Genomic DNA, 21218 nt, shown 5'->3' on the forward strand with positions numbered 1-21218 from the left:
CCTCGACGGTCAGGGTCAGACCGACGAATCCACGACTCAACTCTCCAACAGAACAGGAGCGACAGATCACTACCCCCACTCACCCCCCACCCCCGGCACAAGCACCAACATCGTCACATCGTCCCCCACCTCCCCACACCGCTCCACCAGATCCGCCCACACCCCCGCCATGAGCGCATCCGGGTCCACCCCACCCGCCCCGACATCAGCCTTACCAGCCCTCCTGACCTCACCAGCCACCCCGGCATCAGCCTTCCCCGCCCTCCTGACCTCACCACCCGCCCCGACATCACCCCCCTCCCCCGCCACCCCCACCTCCCCCGCGATCAACAACAACCGCTCCCGCAGTGGGTAATACGCACCCGAGTCGTCCCTGGCCTCCCACACCCCGTCGGAGGCCAGGAACAGGTGGTCGCCGGGTTCCAGGGAGAGGGTGATTTCCTTCGGGGGGTCGCCCGCGAGGGCGGCGATGCCCAGGGGGAGGCCCGGTGGGACGCCGATCTCGCGGACCCGGCCGTCGCGGAGCAGCAGCGGTGGTGGGTGGCCGCGGACCACGATCCGGACCGAGCGGGCGTCCGGCGCGAACTCCAGCAGGGCCGCCGTGGCGAACAGTTCCGTCGTCCCGGCGTCCGGGCCGTCCGGGGGGTCCGGCGCGTCCGTGGTCAGGCGGCGGTCCATGCGGGACGCCACCCCCGCCAGGTCCCGCTGGTCGAGCACCGCCTCCCGGAACGCCCCCAGCAGGGACACCACCGTCGGGACCGTGCCCAGCCCGTGCCCCTGGACGTCCGCCATCACCGCCCGCACCCCGTAGGGGCCGTCCCGGACGTCGAAGAAGTCGCCGCCGACCAGGGTGCCCCGCTGCGCCGCCCGGTACAGGCCGAAGCAGCCGATCCGGCCCACCCGCTCCGGCAGCGGCGGTACGACCGCCCGCTGCACCGCCTCCCCGACCGCCCGCTCGGTGATCAGCTGGGCGTCCCGGTGACTGCGCACGTAGGAGACGAACACGCTCAGTAGTACGACGAAGACCAGGGCGAGGAGGTCGGTGTTGCCGGGCTGGTTGAGATGCGTCCTCGGCACATTCAGCACGGTCACCACCAGCCCGCCCATCACCGCGGTGGCCAGCGGGCCGTACGACAGCACGGTCAGCGGGGGGATCGCGCCCAGCAGGAAGCCGATGTCGAGGGCGTCACGGCTGATAAGGGTCGCCGCCGTCACCACTACGAACAGGGCGACCGGCAGCACTCTCACCCAGCGTGGCGGCTCCGCTCCCCGCAGCCAGTCACGCTCGTCCCGGTTCCGGTGCCCCAGCAGACCGCGGACCCTTCTCACACACCCACGCTACGCCCGGTCCGGCCCCCTCGCTCCGCGCTCGTCCCCACCCCTCGGATCCGGCCACCGGCGGTTCGGCCGACCCGGCGGCGGCCCCTACAACTCGGGTACTACATGCGGTTGTTGTCTCGTCCCCAGGAGGGAGGGGACGCACACCCCGAGGCAGGATCCGCCGTCCCGTCCGGTGCTGGAAGATCCTTCCTGTCCGAGCAGCAGTATCCGAGCAGCAGTACTGGACAACATCCGAGTCTCCGATCGGAAGGACCGATATCGTGCGCAGACGACGTCTCGCGCCCCTGCTGGCGGTGAGTGTCATGGCGACGCTGGCCCCCGTGCTCGCCATCTCCCCCACGGCCTCGGCCGCCACCGCCGCAACCTCAGCCGCGAGCGGGCTGGAGCGGTATGTGCGGCAGGACCCGCAGTGGACGCGCTGCCGGCCCGACAGCCCGGCGGAGTTCGAGTGCGCCACGATCAAGGTCCCACTGGACTATCGCAAGCCCGGCGGCAAGCAGCTCGACCTGGCGATATCGCGGATCAAGAGCACCTCGCCCGAGAAGAGGGAGGGGGTGCTGCTGTCCAATCCCGGTGGTCCGGGGGGTGAGGGGCTCACCCTGCCCCTCTACCTCCAGGAGGTCCTTCCCCAGTCCGTCCAGCAGGAGTACGACCTCATCGGGTTCGATCCGCGCGGAGTGGGCCAGAGCAGCCCGGTCACCTGCGATCTGACCCTGGAGGAGGAGGACTGGCTGCGGCCGTACAAGGAGGAGACGTACGCCGAGGATGTCGCCTGGGCGCGCGAGGTCGCGGACAAGTGCCGGGAGAACTCCGGTGACACCCTCGCGCACATCACCACCCGCAACACGGCCCGGGACATGGACCTGATCCGGGCGGTCCTGGGTGAGAGGAGGGTCTCGTATCTGGGCTATTCGTACGGCACCTATCTGGGGGCCGTCTACACCCAGCTCTTTCCCGGCCGCGCCGACCGGATCGTCCTGGACAGCGGCGTCGACCCGGCGCGCGCCTGGCGCGGGATGATCCAGTGGTGGGCGGAGGGTGCCGAACCCGCGTTCGACCGCTGGACCGAGTGGGCCGCGGAGCGCGACGGGCGGTACGACCTCGGCGACACCCCGAAGGACGTCGACCGCACCTTCTGGGACCTGGTCGAGCAGGCCGAGGAGGAGCCCATCGACCTGGGCGGCCAGCCCATCACCGCGGATCAGATCCGGATGGGGATGCGCGGGCTGGTGTTCACGCCGGTCACCGCCACCGAGGCGATCGTGGAGCTGAAGCAGGCCGCGGAGGGCCGGCCGGCCTCGGCCGCCGCGCTCACCCCGTTCACCGACCCGCTCTCCGCCGCCGCACTCACGCCCCCCACCGACCCGGTGTCCGCCGCCGGCAGTGGCGCCGGTGCCGACACCCTGCCCGACCTCGTCGAGGTCCCCGCCGACAATATGACCGCGAGCTTCTGGGCCGTGGTCTGCGGCGACAACTCCGCCGCCTGGTCCCGCGACCCCGAGACCTATCGCGAGGACGCCCTCGCCGACCGGGCGCGCTACCCGCTCTTCGGCGACTTCGCGTCCAGCATCAAGCCCTGCGCCTTCTGGGACGACTCCGTGGAGCCGGTGACCGAGGTGCGGAACCGGGTCGGCTCCCTCGTCGTGCAGAACGAGTGGGACTCCCAGACCCCGCTGCCCAGCGCCCAGGCCCTGCACTCCCGGCTGAGGGGCTCGAAGATGGTCACCGTCCTCGGCGGCGAGGGCCATGGCGTCTACCCCAGCGCCAACGCCTGCACGGACGGCACGGTCGAGCGCTATCTCCTCACCGGCAGGCTCCCGAAGAGGGACGTGGCCTGCGAGGCGACTCCCGCGTCCGGCGACGCGGACGCCCGGCGCGGCCAGCAGCGGCCGGATGTCCTTCCCGGGGCTCCGGACCGGTTCTGAGATAGCCCCGTAGGAGGGGGATGGGGCGGGGGCGGGGACCTGGATGTCGTCGGGTCCCCGCCCCCTTCCGTTCCCGGGTACCCCCTACGCCGGGTCGATGCGGAACACGCTCCCGCCGATCGCGAGAACGTACAGCTCGCCGTTGCCGGCCTGGGCGAAGGAGATGACCTCGCCGCCGTTGACGCCGAGGTCGGTCGTGCCGGTGACCTCGCCGTTCCTCAGCTGGAGGGAGCGGACGGTGCCGTCGCAGTAGTCGCTGTAGACGTACTGACCCTTCAGCGCCGGGATCGCCTTGCCGCGGTAGACGAAGCCGCCGGTCACCGAGCAGCCCCAGTTGGTGCGGTCGTACTCGTGGACGGGCGGTACGTGGTTGGCGGGTTCGGTGCCGCCGCGGAAGGGGTGGGTGCCCTCCATCTGGCCCCAGCCGTAGTTCTGGCCGCCGTCGCTGTCGGCGGGGGCCCAGTCGATCTCCTCCCAGTCGTTCTGGCCGACGTCACCGAGCCATAGATCGCCCTTGCCCGCGTCGAAGGAGAACCGCCACGGGTTGCGCAGCCCGTACGCCCAGATCTCGTCCCGCGCGTTCGGGACGTCCACGAACGGGTTGTCCGACGGGATCGCATACGGCTTGGCGCCCCTCGGGTCGATCCTCAGCAGCTTGCCGAGCAGGGTGTCGAGGTTCTGGCCGTTGCCGTGCGGGTCGCCGCCGGAGCCGCCGTCGCCGAGGGCGATGTAGAGATAGCCGTCGGGGCCGATCTTGATGTCGCCGCCGTTGTGGTTGGCGTAGGGCTGGGTCTGGGTGATGACCGTGCGCCGGGTCTGCGGCTGGATCCTGCCGTGCCGTACGGCGAACTCGTCGACGGTGCTGGTGCCTTCGAGGTCGGTGTACGAGATGTAGAAGAACGCGAACCGTTTGTCGAACGCGATGCCCAGCAGCCCGCGTTCACCGTCGGTGGTGGTCTCGGCGGAGATGTCCAGGACGGGCTGGCCGAGCCCCTGGTCGCCCAGGATCCTGACGGTGCCGGCGCGTTCGGCGATCCAGAGTTTTCCGCCGGGTCCTGCGGTGCCGGCGATGGGGTTCTTGGCGGTGGCCACGGTCGTGAGGGCGATGTTCGCCGCTGGTCGGGGGGCGGCGCGCTCATCGGCCGATGCGGTGGTCAGGGCGAGGGAGGCGACGAGACCGATGGTGCCGATGATCGCCGTGCTTCGGGTGCGAACTCTCACCGGGATCCTCCTGGAGGCGGTGATCGGCAGGTCGCGCGGCTGCGGGAGTGCGGGAGTGCCGGGGCCGATCGCGGCTCGTTCAGGGGGCCGCCCGCGCCGGCGCGCAGACCTGAGGGGTGGGGGACAGGGGGTGGGGGACAGGGTGGGGGACAGTGTGCTCCTGGCTGCGGATGAGGATACGGGGACGGAAGCGCTTGGTATAGACCAGACGCGTCAGGCATCCGCGCGGGCGTCGCGGATCAGGGAACGCACAGGGAGTACCAAGAGACCGTAAAATCACGGCAATTGGTCTAGCCCTTTCCAGGCACGCCTGCCAGGGGCGGGAGCGCGGCGTGGCGAAAAGTGTGCGCGATTGGTCCAGTCCAATCCCGTCCGGCGCTCATTGACGTGGGTACGGCGACGTACGACAACGACAACGTACGGACGTACACGGACGTACGGGAGTCACCTCTCACCTCGTACGGCAACCGGCAGCCCCGCACGGCACGGCACAGCACAGCCCCGCACGGCACCGCACGGCACCGCAACTGACGTTCTTCGCACGGCACCAGCACGGCACCACCACCCCACCATCCCCGGCACACGTGCCCGCTCCCGGCCAAGGCGCCCCGGACAGGTGCGCGTCTCACGGCCGTCCCCACCCCAAGGAGAGCCGTGTTCAGCAGAGTCAGAACCAGAGCCAGAGCCAGCTCGACCGGATATCCGGCGCCGACCCGGCGCCGTCTCATCGCCACCCTCACCGCGCTCGCGCTCGCCCTCGGCGGGCTGATCGGCGTCGCCACACCGTCCCAGGCGGCCGGTGCCCTCACCGCCTCGTTCACCAGCGCCGACAACGGCTCCTGGTGGCGGGGCGTCTTCCCGATCCGGAACAACAGCGCCGCCCCGGTGACCGGCTGGACCCTGGAGTTCGACCTCCCGGCCGGGGTCACCATCAGCCAGCACTACAACGGCACCGCGACGGTGAGCGGCTCCCATGTCACCGTCACCAACGCCCACTACAACGCCACCGTCCCGGCCAACGGCGGCACCGAGCCCTACAGTTACTGGTTCGTGGCGAGCGGCCCCATCACCGCGCCGACCGGCTGTCTGATCAACGGCGACAAGTGCGACGGCAGCCCGGCCGCGCCGCCCTCCGCGCCCACCGGGGTGGCCTCGACCGGCACCACCGCCCGCACCGCGAGCCTGAAGTGGAACGCCTCCACCCGAGGGGACTTCCCGGTCGCGGGGTACGAGGTGCTGCGCGGCGACGCCGTCGTGGCGGCGACCGCGACCACCACCGCCACCGTCTCCGGACTGACCCCGGCCACCGCCTACAGCTTCACCGTCCGCGCCAAGGACACCCGCGGCAACCTCGGCGCCCCGAGCGCACCGGTCGCCGTCACCACCGTGGACCCGGCGACCGACCCCGTGCCGCCGTCGGCCCCGGGGAACCTGCGCTCCACCGCCGTCACCTCCAGCACCGTCGCCCTCGCCTGGAACGCGTCGACCGACAATGTCGCCGTCGCCGCCTATGACGTGTACCGGGGCGCCGTCCTGGTGGCCACGGTCCCGGTGGGCACCCTGACGACCACCGTCACCGGCCTCTCCCCCGCCACGGCCTACACCTTCACCGTCAAGGCCCGGGACACCGCCGACAACCCCTCGGCCGCCAGCAACACCCTCCCCGTCACCACCCAGGAGGCCGTCGGCAACGGCCGCTACGCGACGGTCGGTTACTTCGTGCAGTGGGGCATCTACGGCCGCCAGTACTTCGTGAAGAACCTGGACACCTCGGGTGCCGCCGCCAAACTGGATGTCATCAACTACGCCTTCGGCAATATCGACCCGGTCAATCTGACCTGCCTCAACGGGGTCGTCAAGGGCGTCTCCGGCAACCCCCAGGACCCCAACGAGGGCGATGGCGCGGGGGACGCCGAGGCGGACTACGGGCGGGCCTTCTCCGCCGCCCAGTCGGTGGACGGCGTGGCCGACGACGGCTGGGGCAAGCTGCGCGGCAACTTCAACCAGCTGAAGAAGCTCAAGGCCAAGTACCCGCATCTGAAGATCGTGATCTCGCTGGGCGGCTGGACGTTCTCCAAGTACTTCTCCGATGTCGCCGCGACCGACGCGTCCCGCAAGAAGTTCGTGAAATCCTGCATCGACCTCTACATCAAGGGCGATCTGCCCGCCTACAACGGGGCCGGAGGACCGGGCACCGGCGCCGGGATCTTCGACGGCATCGACCTGGACTGGGAGTGGCCCGGCTCCCCCGACGGCCACCCCGGCAACCACTGGAGCACCGCCGACAAGGCCAACAACACCGCCCTGATCGCCGAGTTCCGCGACCAGCTCGACGCGCTCGGCGGCGACCACAAGCTGCTCACCGCGTTCACCCCGGCCGACCCCAAGAAGATCGAGGCGGGCTGGGACACCTCGAAGATCTTCGAGGACCTGGACTTCGCCAATGTCCAGGGCTACGACTTCCACGGCGCCGGCAGCGACAACTCCTGGGAGCCCAACCGCACCGGCCACCAGGCCAACCTCTACGCCGACGCCCAGTCCCCCTACCCGAACGACTTCAGCATCGACAGCGCGGTGAAGGCGTACACCGACGCAGGCGTCAGCCCCCGCAAACTCACCATCGGCTTCCCCTTCTACGGCCGAGGCTGGCAGGGGGTCGCCGCGGGCGGGGTGAACGGCGAGTGGCAGACCGCGACCGGGGCGGCACCCGGCCAGTTCCCGGAGGAGGCCGGGACCCGCGGCTACCAGAACCTGATCACCAACTACCCGAACATGACCGTCGTCCACGACGCCCAGTCCATCTCCACCTACGGCTACACCGGCAACAACGGCACGTGGTGGTCGTTCGACGACACCTGGTCGATCGCGAGAAAGACGGAGTACATCAAATCGAAGGGGCTACTGGGCGGAATGGTCTGGGAGATGTCGGGCGACACACCCGGCGGTCTGCTGATGAGTTCGCTCCATACCGGGCTTCAGTAGCGCGGGGGGGGGCGTCGCTCTGGCGACCGCGGCGCCCCTCCCCCCTCCCGGGAGCCGTCTAGCGGACCGACGTCACCAGATCGTTCGCCGCGATCAGCCCGAGTCCCGGGACGGCCTCGCGCAGGGCCTTCACCGCCTTGACCGGCTCCCGCTCCACATCGATTCCGGTGTCCTGGACGAAGCGGCGGACCCAGTCCTGGGTCCGCTGTGCGTCGGAGTGGGTCAGATGCCGGTCGACGATCCGCGCGGCGGCCTCCAGTCCGGGGCGCTGGGTGTCGTCCGCGGTGGCGAGGGCGGTGGTGATCTCCGCCTTCACGGCGTCCAGGTCGTGCAGGACAAGAAATGGTGGGGCATTCCTGCCAGCCATCGGGGTTCCCTCTCGGCGTCGGGCTGCGGGGCAGCGTGGAGCGGCTTCGACGGCCAGCGTACGTGATCTGATCATGCGCTTTTCGGGGTGGGCGTCCTGAGGGCGGGCGTCGGCGGGGCGGGGCTCAGGGGGCCGGACAGGGCGGGTCGAAGTCGACTCCCGGGAAGTGGCGGGCCCATTGGGCGCGGGTGATCCGGGGGTGGGCGCCGGCGCAGACGCGGGTGATCACCCGGTCCAGATCGGTGTCCCAGAGCCGGACCGTGAAGTCGTTGCCCCCGGTCGCCAGGGTGTCGCCGCGCGGGCCGAACGCCACGGCCGGTACCGGGTTGGAGTGGCCGATGAGGAGGACGGGCGGGGCCTCGCTCCTGGTGTCCCAGAGCGGGACCCTGCCATCGGCGGCCCCGCCCGCGAGCCGCCCGCCGTCCGGGGAGAAGGCCAGCGCGTAGAGCCAGGAACCGGAGGCCCGCAGCCTCGGCACCGCCCCCTCCTCACCCGGCTCCACCGGGCGGGCGCCACGGTCGGCCGGCAGCAGCCAGACCGCCCGGTCCGGGCGGTGGACTGCGGCCAGGGTCCGGCCGTCGGGGGCCAGGACGGCGCCGCTCAGCGGGGCGGAGCGCGCCGGGGACGGGAGTTCCCTCGGGGCGCGCGGGTCGGCGATGTCCCAGAAGCGGGGGGAGCCGGACTCCCCGGTGCTGGTCACCAGCGTGCGGCCGTCGGGGGCGAAGGAGGCCGCCGTGACATCCGGGGCGCCCTCGGTGATCCGGGCGAGCCGCCGGGGGCGGCGGGGGTCGCTCAGATCCCACAGCGCCGTCTCGGCCATCGCCCAGACCGCGAGCGTCCGCCCGTCCGGGGCGAAGGCCGCCCCGGCCACCTCACCGGCCCCGGGGCTGAAGCGGGACAACTGCCGGGGCGTCCGGGGATCGGTCACGTCCCAGACGCGGACGCTGCCGTCCTCGGAGGCGCTGACGAGGGTGCGCCCGTCGGGGCCGAACGCCACGGACCGCACGAACCGGGTGTGCCCGCGCAGCGGCGCCAGCGGCCACAGCGACCGGCGCCCGGTCACCCGCCACAGCCGTACGGTGCCGTCCCAGCCGGCGCTCGCGAGCACCCGCCCGCCCGGGGCGAACGCCAGCGACGCGACGACATCCTCATGGGTCCCCATCGACAGGTCCCGCAGATCCAGCACCCGGTCGGAGTCGGCGAGCGTACGGCCGTCCGGGCTGAACGCGGCCTGGTAGGCGCCGCCGGGGATCGCGCCGACCCGCTGCGGGCGGGCGGGGTCGGCGGCGTCCCAGAGCAGGGTGGACCCGCCGATCGAGACGAGGGTCCGGCCGTCGGGGTGGAACGCCACGGACCAGACGATGGTGGCGTGGCCGAGGAGTTCGGTGGAGGTGGGGGCGGGGGCGGGCGGTTCGGTGGAGGCGGGGCCGACCCGCTCGCCGTCCTCGTCGCCGTCGCCGACTCCCTCACCCTCGCCGTCGCCGGCTCCCTCGCCGACCGGCCAGAGGCGGGCGGTGTGGTCCCAGCTGCCCGTCGCCATCGTCTCGCCGTCCGGGCTGAACGCCACCGAGGTCACGGTGTCGGTGTGGCCGCGCAGCACGCCGAGCGGGCGGGGGCGTCCGGGGTCGGTGACCTCCCAGAGCCGGGCGGTGGTGTCGCCGGTGGTGGCCAGCCTGCGGCCGTCCGGGCTGAACGCCGCCGAGGTGACCGCGCCCGAGTGACCGGGGAGCGTGGCCAGCCGCCGGGGCCGCCGGGGGTCCCGTACGTTCCACAGGCGGGTCGTGCCGTCGGCGTGGCCGGTGGCGACGAGGCCGCCGTCGGGGTGGAACGCCACCCAGGTCGGGGCGGTGGGCTGGGTCGGGAGGGTGCTCAGCACGGTCGGCGCCCGGGGGTCCGTCACGTCCCAGAGGCGTACCGCGCGGTCGCTCGCCGCGGCCAGTACCCGGCCGTCCCCGCCGAACGCCACCGACAGCGGGCGCCGGGGCAGTCTCAGGACCGCCAGACCGGCGGGGCGGTGGGGGTTTCCGATGTCCCACAGCCGGACCGTGCCGTCCCAGCTCGCGGTGGCCAGGGTTTTGCTCCCGGGGGCGAAGGAGACGGAGACCACATCGGAGGTGTGGCCGGTGAGCCGGGCCACGTAGGGGGTCGCGAAGGTGCTCATCAGCTGGTCGCGGACATCGTCGGTGGCCGCCAGCCGGTAGGCGGCGAGGTTCAGTTGCGCGGCGAGCGCGGGCTCGCGGTGGCGCAGCTCGGCCGCGTCGGCGGCGGCCTTGCGGGCGAGGGCGACGTTGCGCTGCCGGACGGCCGCGTCGCGCGAGCCGACGGCCAGCGCCCCGGCGGCGACCGCGGTGACCATCAGCACGGTGAGCAGGGTGGCCAGTTGCCGCAGCCGGACCGTGCGCCGCCGGGCCGCCGCCGTCTCCCCGGCCTGGGCGTCGCCGCTCGCGTCGAGGAAGCGGCGCTCGCGGGAGGTCAGCCCGCCGGGGTCCGCGGTGGACAGGTCCAGGGCCGCGGCGAGCCGGGCGCCGCGCCACAGGGCGTGCGGGTCATGGCCGTGCGCCTCCCAGTCGGCGGTGGCGTCCGTGAGCCGCCGGTGCAGGACCAGCCGGTCCCGGTCCTCGGCCAGCCAGCCGCGCAGCCTCGGCCAGCACCGGATGACGGCCTCGTGGGTGATCTCGGCCCCGTTCTCGTCCAGCGTCACCAGCCGCCGCCGGGCGAGGGCTTCGAGGACGTACGCGGTGTCGGGGCCCGGGTCCAGCTCGGCGCGGGGGATGCGGCGCCGGGTGTCCTCGGTGCCGTCGCCGAGCGCGGTCAGCCGCAGGAACAGTGACCTGGCGAGGCTCTGCCGCTCGGGCGACAGCGCCCGGTAGGCGGTCTCGGCGGTCCGCGCCAGCGCGTGCTGGATGCCGCCGGCCGCCAGATATCCGTCCAGGGTGAGGCGGTTGCCGCTGCGGCGGCGCCAGGTCTCGACGAGCGCGTGGGAGACCAGCGGCAGCGCGCCCGGCTGCCCGGTCGCGTCGGCGACCACGGCCGCCAGCAGCGGGCCGGTCACCGTGCACCCCGCGAGCCGGGCCGGTCCGGTGACGGCCGCGCGCAGTTCCTGGCTGCTCATCGGGCCGACGGCGAGCTGCGCGTCCCGCATCGCCTCGACCAGGCGGGGGTCCTGGACGCAGTGGGCGTAGAAGTCGGCCCGCACCCCGAGCACCACCCGGGTGCGGCTGGTCCGCGCGGTGGCGGCGGTGATCAGCAGGGCGAGGAACGCGTCCCGCTCGTCCCGGTCCCGGCAGAGGGTGAAGACCTCCTCGAACTGGTCGGCCACGATCAGCGCGTCGGTCCGCGGCTCCCGGTCGGCCAGCGCCTGCCGGATCCGCAGATGCAGCGCCGCGGGGTCCGCGCGCAACTCGGTCAGCAGCGCGCCGGGCGGCGTTCCCGTCAGCGCGGCCAGCCGGACCGCGCACTCCTCGACGGGCCGCGGCCCCGGCGTGAACAGCAGCACCGGCCACCCCGCCGCCCGCGCCCGCGCGACGAGCCCCGCCCGCAGCAGCGACGACTTGCCCGCGCCGGACGGCCCGAACACCGTCAGGAACCGGCTGTCCCGCACCTTCGCGAACGCCTCCTCGGTGAGCCGCTCCCGCCCGAAGAACCGGTCGGCGTCCTCCGGTTGGAACGCCGCCAGTCCGGCGTACGGGGCGCGGGGCCCTTCGGGGACGAGTGCGGGGGCGACTTCGGTGGCGACGGGTTCGGCGCCGGGCGCACCGAGCCCACCGGGCCCACCGGGCGCACCGCGCGCACCGGGCGCATCAGGCCGGGCCTCGGCGAGTTCGGCGGCGACCGCGTGCCAGCGGGACTCCCACGCACCGCGGTCGCCCTGGCACACCTCGACATAGGCGAGGGTGACGGCGAGGCTGGGAAGGGTCCGCCCGCCCGCCGCGTCCGACAGGGTCGTGGATGAGTAGTGGGCCTTCTGCGCCATCGTCCGGTACGGGGGCCGCCCCGCGGACTCGCGCAGGGCGCGCAGGTCGGCGGCGAAACGGGTCAGCGGGCCGGTGCCGGGGTCAAGCGGGCGTTCGGCGCGTGGCATGCGCGTCTCCTTCCGTGCCGCCGCGCGGGCCCGGCGCGGGGGTGTTGTCCGGCGGTTGATGTCCGGCGGGCGGTCTCCGGCGCCGGACAACCTCCGGCCGGTAGCCATGGGTCAGCGCAATCGCGCACCGACCCCGCGGAGGGACACCATGAGAGCCACGAAACGACTGATGCCGCTGCTGATCGCGGTCGGCCTCGCGGTCGGCACGACCCTGGCGGGAACGCCGGCGCAGGCCGCGGCACCCCTGCTCAGGTCCCAGCTGAACGGCAGGTGCGCCGACATCTTCATGTTCCACCAGGAGAACGGCTCCTCGGTGGTGACATGGGACTGCCACGGGGGCCAGAACCAGCAGTGGTTCTGGGACGGTGAGCAGATCCGCTCCTCGATGAACGGGAAGTGCCTGGAGATCTACGCGTCCCACCAGGGCGACCAGGGCTCGGTGGACACCTGGGACTGCAACGGCTCCGCCACCCAGCGGTGGTTCCGCAACGGCGGCGAGATCCGCAGCCGGCTCAACGGCAAGTGCCTGGACATCCTGGGCGGACGGCCCGAGAACGGGCAGCTCCTGGTGAGCTGGAGCTGCAACGGGGCGCTCAGCCAGAGCTGGGACTTCTGAGCGGGGGCCCGGCCCGGCACGCGAGACGCCGGGCCGGGCCGGGGGCTCCGCCTCGGCACTCCGTCCTGGACCACCACCCGTCCGGACACGGCGTTCGCGTACGCCGCCGCGCGGCACCGACCGATCCACTCCACACCTCCCTGGGGGCACGCACCCGGACAGCGGCCCTGTCCGGCGAACGGGCACGAGACTCGCGCACGGCGCACGCGCCGGGGCGGGTTCGGGGTGGGGTCACTCGGATGGGGGGTGGGCTATGTCTTTGGAGTCACGTACGTGGACGATGTGCGGGCGGACGGCGACTTCGATGCACTCGCCTCCGTCGCCCGTGCTGTAACTGCCCTCGAACCAAGCCAGTTCGGGCCGAACGCTCATGTCTCTCCCGATAGCTTCTCTACGTATGCCAGTGACTCAGTGGGTGTGAGGGCCTGTGCTCGCAGGATTCCGTAACGGGCCTCAAGCTGACGGACCTTCGAGTGCTCATCAGCGGCGCCGCCTCGCGCCGATAGATCTCCTGCCTGGCCGGCCGCCCGCCCGAGCCCCGCTGGATCTGGTCTTCATCGAGCAACGGACGACGGATCGCGAACACCGCCCTGGCGTACTCCTCGGTCTGCAACAGCCCCGGAACGGCGTAGACGGCATTCATCGCGCCGAACTCGGGCCGTTCCAGTCCCGCGCGCAACCGGAACCGCTTCAACTGGCCCCCGAAGGCGCGGAAACCCGCACGTCAGCGTGGACCACATGAATCACGACCCTTCCCCCTCGACGAGGGCGGAGCCAGTGCACGAAGACCGGGTGGGCGGAGTTCGATTGCCGGAGGCGAAGACGCGGATCGGCCATTTTCCGGGCGGCGGCTGACGGGATCGTCCGAGGCCAGGGCCCGTTGTCAGATCCACCGGATATCGTCGTCCGCCCATGCCTCCCTCAGAGGTGGCGCGAACGAGGAGACGCACGCTGTGACCACCATGCCCGAAGCCCCCACCGGGTACCGGATCTTTCTCCTGGACGAGGACCCTTTGCGGGCGCGCAGAGAAGCGCGGGAGCTGGTCGCCGAGGTGGCCGCGGTCGATCCCGGGGCGGCGACGCTGGACGTGCCCGGGGACCGGGCGGCGGCGGGCGGGACGGACAAGGGGGCGCCGTCCCTTGAGCTGGTCGGGGTGCTGATCAGCGGCGGCGCCCTGGCAGTCGCGTGTGTGCAGCTCTGGTTGTCCCGGGTGCCGCAGCGGACGATCGTCGTCCGGCGGGCCGACGGCGCGGAGCTGCGGATCACGGGGCGGCAGGCACGCGAGGACGACGACCGGATCGACCGCTTCCTCGCGGGCGGCGACACCCCCACCGCGGGCTGAACGCGCATGACGGACAACGACCGCTACGCCATGCTCGTAGGCGTCTCCACCTACGACAGCGACGCCTACCACGACCTGCCGCCGGTCCGGGCCGATCTGCACTACATGCAGGCCGTGCTCCAGAACGTCGAGATCGGCATGTTCAACGACTGCGAGATGGTCCAGGAGCCGACCCGCGCGGAGATGCTCCATGCCCTGGAGACCTTCCTGGAGGCCCGGCAGGCCAGCGAGACCGCGCTGCTGTACTTCAGCGGGCACGGCGAGTTCTGCGAGGACGACAACCAGCTGTACTTCCTCACCCGGGACACCGACCCGGACGATCTGCCGGGGACGGCGGTCCCGGCGGAGTTCCTGGAGCGGATGCTCCAGTCCTGCCGGGCCTCCTCGAAGGTGGTGCTCCTGGACTGCTGCTCCAGCGGGTCCGTCGTCCAGGGCTGGACGGCCAAGGGACCGGCCGGGGAGCCCGTACGCGAGACGCCGAGCACGCTGCTGCGGCCGACCGGTGTGTACTTCATCACCGCGTCCGACGCTCTTCAGTCGGCGTCGGCGATGGCCCCGGCGGGGTCGGGTCTCGGGACGTCCCGGTTCACCGGGGAGATCGTGGAGGGACTGCGCAACGGATGGATCAAGGGCAGCGGGTGGATCACCCCGGACGATCTGTTCGAGTACCTGACCGCGCAGATGACCCGCAACAAGGTGCCCGAGGACCAGCGGCCCACCAAGTCCACCATCCGCGCCACCCACAGCCTGCCCCTCGCCCGGTCGGTGGCCCGCCCGGTGCACCTCCCGGCGCTGACCCGCGAGGCGACCGAGGCCGCCCGCCACTCCCCGGCCCTGCTGAAGGCCAGGGAACTGGCCGCGCTGGACGAACGGGACGGCGTCGACCGGCAGCGACTGCTCCAGTACTACGCGAACTGCCTGACCGCGCAGGCGGCGGCTGCGATGCGGCCCGACCGGGACGGCGGCCGCGACTCGACGTACTTCCTGCTGGGACAGGGCCAGGAGGAGATCCAGTCGGGTCGCGGCTCCGCCATCCGCGCGCCCGGCCGACTGCCCGGGCCCAGACCCCAGGGTGGCCGTGGGGGCCTCGACGATCCGGGCACCCAGCAGGAGTACTGGTACGGCTATCCGGCGATCACCCTGCCCGTCCGGGGCAGCGGACACGCCGGACGGCGCACGACGGTGGAGGTCGCGCCCCTGCTGATCCAGCAGATGGAACTCGCCCCGGACGAGAACGGCCTGGACATGCTGCGCCCCAGCGGCGTGCCGTCCCTGCACACGGGCGTGGTGTCCGAACTGCTCGAAGCCGAGGACGCGGCCGAGTTGGTCGCCCGGTGGCAGCCGGCCTGGCAGGAGGGCAACGACGCACAGATGCTGCGCGCCGTACGCCAGCTGCTGGAGGAGCTGGACCTGCCGGAGCTGGAGCCGCTCGACCCGTCCGCGCTCAGTGACCGCACGGTGATGCAGGCGCTGCGACCCGGCGCGCACAACGCGGCGATGCTGCTGGTGCCGTCGGGTGCGGAGGCCACGGCCGCCCAGGGCGTGGTGGAGAACCTGCTGGAGATGTCGAGGCGGGTCGGGGAGATCCCCGGCACGGCGCTGGACGCGCTGCTGAGCGGCGGCGGACCGGACCCCGCCGACGGGGGCAGGAGCGGCGTCGCGGTAGTGGCTCCGGGGCCGTGCAACGAGAGCCAGGAGAGAGTGATCGCCTCGGCGATGACCCGGCCGGTGACGGTGGCGACCGGGCCGCCGGGCACGGGCAAGAGCGAGGTCGTCACCGCCGTCGTCGCGACCTGTGTCGCGGCCGGGCAGTCCGTGCTGGTCGCGTCCACGAACAACGAGGCCGTGCAGGTCGTCGCCGACCGCTGCGACGCCGTCGCGCCCGGCCTGCTCATGCGGACGGGCAACAAGGAGGCGCGGGAGCGGGAGGCGGCGAAGCTGGAGCGGCTCCTCGGTGAGCCCGAGCAGCCGCCCCGGCGTGGATCGGCCACCGTGGGCGGGCAGTTGCGCACGGTCCGCAAGCGGGCCGAGGATCTGCGGGCGCAGGCCGGGCAGCGGGTCCGTGAGGAGGGGCGGCTGCTGGAGCTGCTTCGGGAGCGCGCGGAGCGAGCCGGTGGGCTGGGGCTTCCGGTGCCGCTGCTGGAGGGTGCCTGGGCGGCGGCCGAGGACGGTGTGACCGCCCTGGCCCGCTGGGAGGAGCGGGCCCGGAAGGCGGCCCGTGCCCGCTGGTGGGCGCTCGGCGGCCGGCGCCGGAGCCGGACGCTGTCGGCCCTGGTGGCGGCGGGGTCCGGGGAGGAGTGGCCGCCTTGGGCGACCGCACGGCCGGTGCCGGGCGAACGGCTGGAGTCACTCGCGGACACGCTGGCCGTGGAGCGGGACGTACGGGAACTTGTCGCGCGGCACGAGGAGTGGGACGAGGACGGGCTCAGGCAGGCGCGGCTCTCGACGGCGGACACCCTGTCCGAGCTGTCGGCGGAGCTGTCCCGGGCGGTGTCCGCCGAGACCCTGGGGAGGGCACGCGGGCTGATGGGCCAGCGCCTCCAGACGCTGCGCGGCCAAAGGGGCGTCCGGCGCAGCCAGAAGAACCTGATGACCCATCTCAAGGGCTGGGCCATCAGCACCCACTCGGTGCGGCAGCTCGAACTCACCCCGAAGCTGTTCGACCTCGTGGTGATCGACGAGGCCAGCCAGTGCTCCATCCCCTCGGTGCTGCCGCTGCTGTTCCGGGCCCGCCGGGTGCTGGTCATCGGGGACCCCATGCAACTCGGGCACATTCCCGGGGTGTCCCCGCAGCAGGAGCGGCAGGCGCGGGTCCGGGCCGGGCTGAGCGCCGCGCAACTGGAGCACCACCGGCTGACCTACCACCTGCACTCCTCGTACCACGCGGCCGAGCAGCACGGCGACTCCGCGCTGCTCCTCGACGAGCACTACCGCTGTCACCCGGAGATCGCCGACATCGTCAACGGCCATTGCTACGCCGGTCAGTTGCGCGTGCTCACGGATGTCCGCCGCCAGGTCCCCGCGCTCGACCCGGTGGGCGCGGCCGACCCCGCGCCGGTGCTGGGCTGGGTCGACGTACCGCACGGCGAGTCGGCCCGCGGCAGCGGCGGTCGGTCCTGGCGCAACGACGCGGAGGCGGAGGCCGTACGCCGGGTGGTGGGCGGAGTGCTGGCGGCGCTGCCGGAGGACGCGACCGTGGGCGTGGTGACTCCGTTCCGCGCGCAGAAGGAGGCGCTGGCCCGGGTATGGCGCGACGACCAGCGGGTGCGGGTCGGTACCGTGCACGCCTTCCAGGGCGGGCAGCGCGATGTGATGGTGCTGAGCCCGGTCGCCACGGACAACACTCCGCCCCGGACGGCCCACTGGGTGGCCGGCCAGGTCAATCTGTGGAACGTGGCGGTGACCCGGGCCAAGTCCCAGCTCATCACGGTGGGCGGCCACGGCTTCTGGCAGGGGCGGAGCGGGCTGCCGGCCCTCCTCGCCGACCGCTCGGTCCCCCTCGGGACGCCGGGCGGCGCCGACATCCCGCCGCCGCCGGAGCGGGGGGCGGTGAGCGCGTTCCGCGAGGGACTGGCCGACAGCCTCCAGCAGCACCTGACGGAACGCGGGATCACCGACCTGGAGCGGGCCACGACGGTGGGCGGACACCCGGTGGACCTCCTGTTCACCGAGGCCGGACAGAACACGGCGGTCCTGATCGACCCCGGCCCGTCCCCCACCACCGACCCGGCCCGCCACCTCCGCCTGACCCACGCCCGAGCCGACCTGCTGACCGGCCTGCCGTCGGGGGGCTACGGGGCGAAGGTGTGCCCGGTGGGGCGGACGGTACGGGTGCCTGCGTGGCGGATCAGCGGGGGTGGGGCGGGGTTGGCGGGGGTGTTCGACTGAGCCGGGTGCCCCGGCCGGACGGCGGGGAGAGCCCGGACGGCATCCGGTCGTAGGCAGGACCCGGGCCTCCGAAGAGGTCCGGGTCCCGGTGAGGGCGAGTGTCAGGCGGTTGGGCCGTGCGGCCCTGCCAGCTCCCGGGCCTTGGCGGCCCACTCTCCCATCCTTGTGATGGCCGAGGTCAGGTGCCTCGTCGCTGCGGAGATGTCCTTCACCGGCTTGCGGAGGTGCCGGCTCAATCGGGCCATGGCCGCGGCCGAGGTGCCGAAGATCCCGATCTGCCCCCGAGCCTCCTGTGCGGTCTCGTCCAGGGACATCAACTGCTCCAGGAACTGCCTCGCACCCTCGCCGCGCTCGTCAGGCGGCGTCATCTCGATGAGTCCGAGAGCGGCCCGGACCCCGCTGTCCAGCGTCGCCATCCGCTCCGCGAACGCGGCGGCGACGGTGCTCAGTTCACCGGCAGGTGGGCTGAGGGTCTCCGCGTACCGGGCGACGGCGGCGAGCCGCGCGCTCACGGGCGCGCTCGCCCGGGTCAGGTCGAGGATCTCGGTGATGGACTGATCGGTCAGCGCGCGGATCGTCTCAATGGTCTTCGTGATCGCCTCCATGTCGGCGGTCATGTGGTCCACCCCGTCCTCGATGACGGCGAAGTCGTCGAGCAGACCAGGCACATCCTCGTCCTCTTCCTTCCCTTCGCTGCCGGTCTCCGAGGCGGAGTCCGGTCCGTCATCGGCTTGTAGTCCGCGCAGCACCCGGGCCGGCGTGAGCAGTTCGAAGCCGTCCCGGAGCCCGGCTTCCAGAGCACTCTCGATCTCCTTGCGCGCACCGGCCAGATGACTGCGGGTCCGCTGGTAGCGGACCGTCCGGATCGTCGCGATGTCGAAGGGGAGCTGTCCGGCCTCTCCGATGTGGATCGTCGGCTTGCCGGTGATGTGGCGCAGCCCCAGTTCGTACATCACATTGGGGTTGCCGCCGCTGACGTCCGCGACGACCAGATCGGACTCGACGACGTGGCGGCAGATCTGCTCGGTGATGTCACCGGCCTGTGTGATGCCGTCCGCACGCACCGCGCTGATGCCGTACTTCTCGCAGGCGGGGGCGATCACCTGCTCGAAGATGCCGAGGTGATGCTCGTACGACTCGCGCTCGGGGCTGCCGTGCGCGGCGTGCGGGTCGCCGATGGGACCGACGACGAAGCACTTCAGGGGCTGGTCGGACTCCTGCGGGAGCGTCTGTGACGTGATCATGAGGGAACCTCCGGGCTACGGGTGTGGTGGTCGTGGGGCCGGGCCGCGGGCGCCGCGCCGTCGTCCGGGGGGACGGCGTACACCGGCAACTCCTCGATGCCGAGGGCACGCAGCAGACCGGCGGTGGGGATGCGGTAGCGCTCGCCGACCCGGAGCACGGGGCACGGGAAGGCGTTGAGGCGGATGAGCTTGGACGCCGTCGCGGGGCAGATCCCGAAAGCGCGGGCGGCGGTGCGCAGATCGACGCACAGGGGCAGGTCGAGGGCCTCCGCGAAGCCGAGCCATCGGCCGGACCGCCCGCTCACCGCAGGGCTCCCGCGGGGCGCAGGACCAGGGTGCCGATGAGGTCCGCCTCCTCGTGGCGGCGGGCTCGGGCCACCAGGTCGGACAGGCGGGCGGCGCTGTGCCGGTCGTCCTGCCGGGGACGCCGCTCGACGAAGCGGAGCGTGGCGTACAGGCCCTCGGGACATGGCGGGGGCGTGATGTGCACCTCCCACCCCTCGGGCGGGCGGGGCCGTGTCTCCGCCGGGAGGGGGGCGTTGCGGGCCTGGGCGTAGGCGCTGATGTCGACCACGGGGATCTCCCGCGTGATGCCCCTCGCGTAGGCCCACATCCGGTTCACCGCCTCCTTGATCAGGCGGCGGCCCGTGTCCGGGCTGTCGGGGTCGGCCGAGTCGAGGACGGCGAGTACCGCGAGGACGGCCTCCGCCTCCAGGTCGGCCCGTTCGATCCACGGCCAGCGGCGCAGGACACGATGCAGATTCCGGTAGAGCCCGGGGAGCGCCAGCCAGACGACGAGCAGCCGACCTGCGCCTCCCGGCGGCTCCCGCCGTGCCTGGGTGACGGCCTGTCGCCAGACCGCCGCGCCGAGCACGGCGTCCCGTCCGGGACCGTAGAGGGCCCTCCGGCTCTCCTCCAGGGAGAGAAGAACCGCACGCGGGCCCGCGTGCACCATGAGGGCCGGTCGCCGGTCGTCATCCGTCCCGAGGACGCCCAGGTCGATCCGGGCGAAGAGACCGGTGTCCACGCCGGGGAGTCCGGTCGATGTCATTTCTCCTCCTTTCCGGCCTCGTCGGGCCGGAGCAGGTGCGCCAGGGCGTCGGCGGCGCGACCGCAGGCATGGGCGAGATCGACCAGGGCCGACCTGACGGCCGCGTGCCGCAGCGGGCGGACCGGTCGCGCTGCCTCGTCCCGGCCCAGGGATCGCCCGGCGGAGAGGACGGGTGGGTGGAAGTGAATGCCGCCGTACACCGTGTGACCCACGTTGACTCCGAAGTCCGTCCACTGGATGTCCCCCTGCTCACGCCGGAGCGGGGCGGGGTGGGGCGGGGTCACCGGAGAGAGCCGGGACCGGACGGCCCGGGGAGCCCGGGACCTGATCGCCCGGGGGGCACGGGCAGGCCGACGTCAAGACCGCCGAAGACGTCCCCGCCGACGGCGGCACCCTGGTGGACGTACTGCGACAGCCTCGCCCGGTCCGCTGCGTCCGCCCTCGGCGCATGCTTCGACTCCGGCGCCTCCACCGCCACTGCCGCCCGCACGTCGTCCGGCGCGTGGCCCGGCACACGGACCCAGCCGTAGCCGCCGAACTCCTTCACCCGCACATGGACCCGCACGTACTGGGCGGCATCGAGGTCCGGCCGTCCGGACCGTACGACGTCCTGGTACAGCCGGTCCGACACGACGACGGCGAGATCCGCCGTGGTGAGGGCGGCAAGTACGGCTTTGAGCTGGGGCGCGTTGACATACCGGGCCACGGCGACCGGGGCCGGACCGGCATGGCCGAGGGCGGCGTCCGCGACCACGCCCACGTCGACCGCCATCCGCAACCTGACCCGATGAGCGGCCGGGCGGGTGTTGCGGTCCCGGAGGCGGACGGCCAGATGGTGGACGAACGGGCCCAGCACGGCGTCTTCCGGCGTGGCCTCGGGGAGCACGGCGAACTCCAGGTCGCCCTGCGGCTGACACATCCAGGCCGTCCTGTCCAGACCGGTCAGCGCCGCCGCCTCGTCCAGTGACCGGACCAGTGCGGACTGGACGACCGACTGTGCCCGGGTGTCGAGCCGGCTGTACTGTTCCACGTCCACCGCCAGACACAGTCGGCGGCGCGGCGGAGAGGCCGGCGCCCGGGGAGGAGAGATCTCTTGCATGACAACTCGCCACCTTCCAAGTGGGGTTGGGTGCGGTGCACGCCAACTGTGGGCGGAAGG

General features: G+C 72.7%; 16 protein-coding genes and 1 pseudogene. 6 read left to right on the forward strand and 11 right to left on the reverse strand.

Features of this window, described 5'->3' with window-relative positions:
* Window positions 1-69 precede the first annotated feature (69 nt).
* Entirely contained in the window at window positions 70-1329 is a 1260-nt protein-coding gene (locus tag ABZX40_RS22800; RefSeq protein ID WP_355740988.1) for a PP2C family protein-serine/threonine phosphatase, read from the reverse strand.
* A 272-nt stretch (window positions 1330-1601) separates the two neighbouring features.
* On the opposite strand from ABZX40_RS22800, the gene ABZX40_RS22805 reads away from it, so the two are divergent.
* The gene (locus ABZX40_RS22805; protein ID WP_355740986.1) at window positions 1602-3266 is read left to right on the forward strand and encodes an alpha/beta hydrolase; all 1665 of its coding nucleotides are present in this window, start codon (window positions 1602-1604) and stop codon (window positions 3264-3266) included.
* A gap of 84 nt (window positions 3267-3350) precedes the next feature.
* Here ABZX40_RS22805 and ABZX40_RS22810 read toward each other — a convergent pair whose 3' ends face one another.
* A complete protein-coding gene (locus ABZX40_RS22810; RefSeq protein WP_355740984.1) occupies window positions 3351-4487 on the reverse strand; it encodes a PQQ-dependent sugar dehydrogenase in 1137 nt (378 codons plus the stop codon).
* A gap of 387 nt (window positions 4488-4874) precedes the next feature.
* Between ABZX40_RS22810 and ABZX40_RS22815 the strand changes: the two genes are divergently transcribed.
* Window positions 4875-5018 (forward strand): hypothetical protein, encoded by a 144-nt coding sequence (locus ABZX40_RS22815; RefSeq protein WP_355740982.1) that lies wholly within the window; start codon window positions 4875-4877, stop codon window positions 5016-5018.
* 123 nt (window positions 5019-5141) lie between these two features.
* A complete protein-coding gene (locus tag ABZX40_RS22820; RefSeq protein ID WP_355740981.1) occupies window positions 5142-7469 on the forward strand; it encodes a glycosyl hydrolase family 18 protein in 2328 nt (775 codons plus the stop codon).
* A gap of 58 nt (window positions 7470-7527) precedes the next feature.
* On the opposite strand, the gene ABZX40_RS22825 is transcribed toward ABZX40_RS22820, so the two are convergent.
* Both ABZX40_RS22825 and ABZX40_RS22830 read right to left on the reverse strand, forming a co-directional pair.
* On the reverse strand, window positions 7528-7836 hold the full coding sequence (locus ABZX40_RS22825) for a hypothetical protein (RefSeq protein ID WP_355740979.1): 309 nt from the start codon (window positions 7834-7836) through the stop codon (window positions 7528-7530).
* Between the two features lie 124 nt (window positions 7837-7960).
* Window positions 7961-11917 (reverse strand): hypothetical protein, encoded by a 3957-nt coding sequence (locus ABZX40_RS22830; protein ID WP_355740977.1) that lies wholly within the window; start codon window positions 11915-11917, stop codon window positions 7961-7963.
* 148 nt (window positions 11918-12065) lie between these two features.
* On the opposite strand from ABZX40_RS22830, the gene ABZX40_RS22835 reads away from it, so the two are divergent.
* The gene (locus tag ABZX40_RS22835; RefSeq protein WP_355740975.1) at window positions 12066-12533 is read left to right on the forward strand and encodes an RICIN domain-containing protein; all 468 of its coding nucleotides are present in this window, start codon (window positions 12066-12068) and stop codon (window positions 12531-12533) included.
* A 249-nt stretch (window positions 12534-12782) separates the two neighbouring features.
* Here the strand turns inward: ABZX40_RS22835 and ABZX40_RS22840 are convergent.
* Window positions 12783-12905 (reverse strand): annotated as a pseudogene (locus ABZX40_RS22840) (DUF397 domain-containing protein); the annotation flags it as partial.
* Between the two features lie 19 nt (window positions 12906-12924).
* Window positions 12925-13176, reverse strand: a complete 252-nt coding sequence (locus ABZX40_RS22845) for a Scr1 family TA system antitoxin-like transcriptional regulator (RefSeq protein WP_355741180.1) — start codon at window positions 13174-13176, stop codon at window positions 12925-12927.
* A gap of 319 nt (window positions 13177-13495) precedes the next feature.
* Between ABZX40_RS22845 and ABZX40_RS22850 the strand changes: the two genes are divergently transcribed.
* Together ABZX40_RS22850 and ABZX40_RS22855 are read left to right on the forward strand one after the other, a co-directional pair.
* The gene (locus ABZX40_RS22850; protein ID WP_355741178.1) at window positions 13496-13876 is read left to right on the forward strand and encodes a hypothetical protein; all 381 of its coding nucleotides are present in this window, start codon (window positions 13496-13498) and stop codon (window positions 13874-13876) included.
* A 6-nt stretch (window positions 13877-13882) separates the two neighbouring features.
* A complete protein-coding gene (locus ABZX40_RS22855; RefSeq protein WP_355740973.1) occupies window positions 13883-17764 on the forward strand; it encodes an AAA domain-containing protein in 3882 nt (1293 codons plus the stop codon).
* A 101-nt stretch (window positions 17765-17865) separates the two neighbouring features.
* On the opposite strand, the gene ABZX40_RS22860 is transcribed toward ABZX40_RS22855, so the two are convergent.
* From ABZX40_RS22860 to ABZX40_RS22880, 5 genes are read right to left on the reverse strand one after another with little or no spacing between them, the layout of a single operon-like run.
* The gene (locus ABZX40_RS22860) at window positions 17866-19008 is read right to left on the reverse strand and encodes a hypothetical protein (RefSeq protein WP_355740971.1); all 1143 of its coding nucleotides are present in this window, start codon (window positions 19006-19008) and stop codon (window positions 17866-17868) included.
* Window positions 19005-19313: a DNA-binding protein gene (locus ABZX40_RS22865; protein ID WP_355740969.1), complete on the reverse strand. Its 309-nt coding sequence runs from the start codon at window positions 19311-19313 to the stop codon at window positions 19005-19007. Before ABZX40_RS22865 ends, ABZX40_RS22860 begins: the two co-directional genes overlap by 4 nt.
* Complete coding sequence (locus ABZX40_RS22870) at window positions 19310-20059, reverse strand: hypothetical protein (RefSeq protein ID WP_355740967.1); 750 nt, start codon at window positions 20057-20059, stop codon at window positions 19310-19312. The genes ABZX40_RS22865 and ABZX40_RS22870 overlap by 4 nt, the downstream gene beginning before the upstream one ends.
* Window positions 20056-20343: a hypothetical protein gene (locus ABZX40_RS22875; RefSeq protein ID WP_355740965.1), complete on the reverse strand. Its 288-nt coding sequence runs from the start codon at window positions 20341-20343 to the stop codon at window positions 20056-20058. The genes ABZX40_RS22870 and ABZX40_RS22875 overlap by 4 nt, the downstream gene beginning before the upstream one ends.
* On the reverse strand, window positions 20340-21095 hold the full coding sequence (locus tag ABZX40_RS22880; RefSeq protein ID WP_355740963.1) for a hypothetical protein: 756 nt from the start codon (window positions 21093-21095) through the stop codon (window positions 20340-20342). Before ABZX40_RS22880 ends, ABZX40_RS22875 begins: the two co-directional genes overlap by 4 nt.
* Window positions 21096-21218 lie beyond the last annotated feature (123 nt).

The sequence above is a fragment of the Streptomyces sp. NPDC004610 genome, from assembly GCF_040609715.1.
GTDB lineage: Bacteria > Actinomycetota > Actinomycetes > Streptomycetales > Streptomycetaceae > Streptomyces.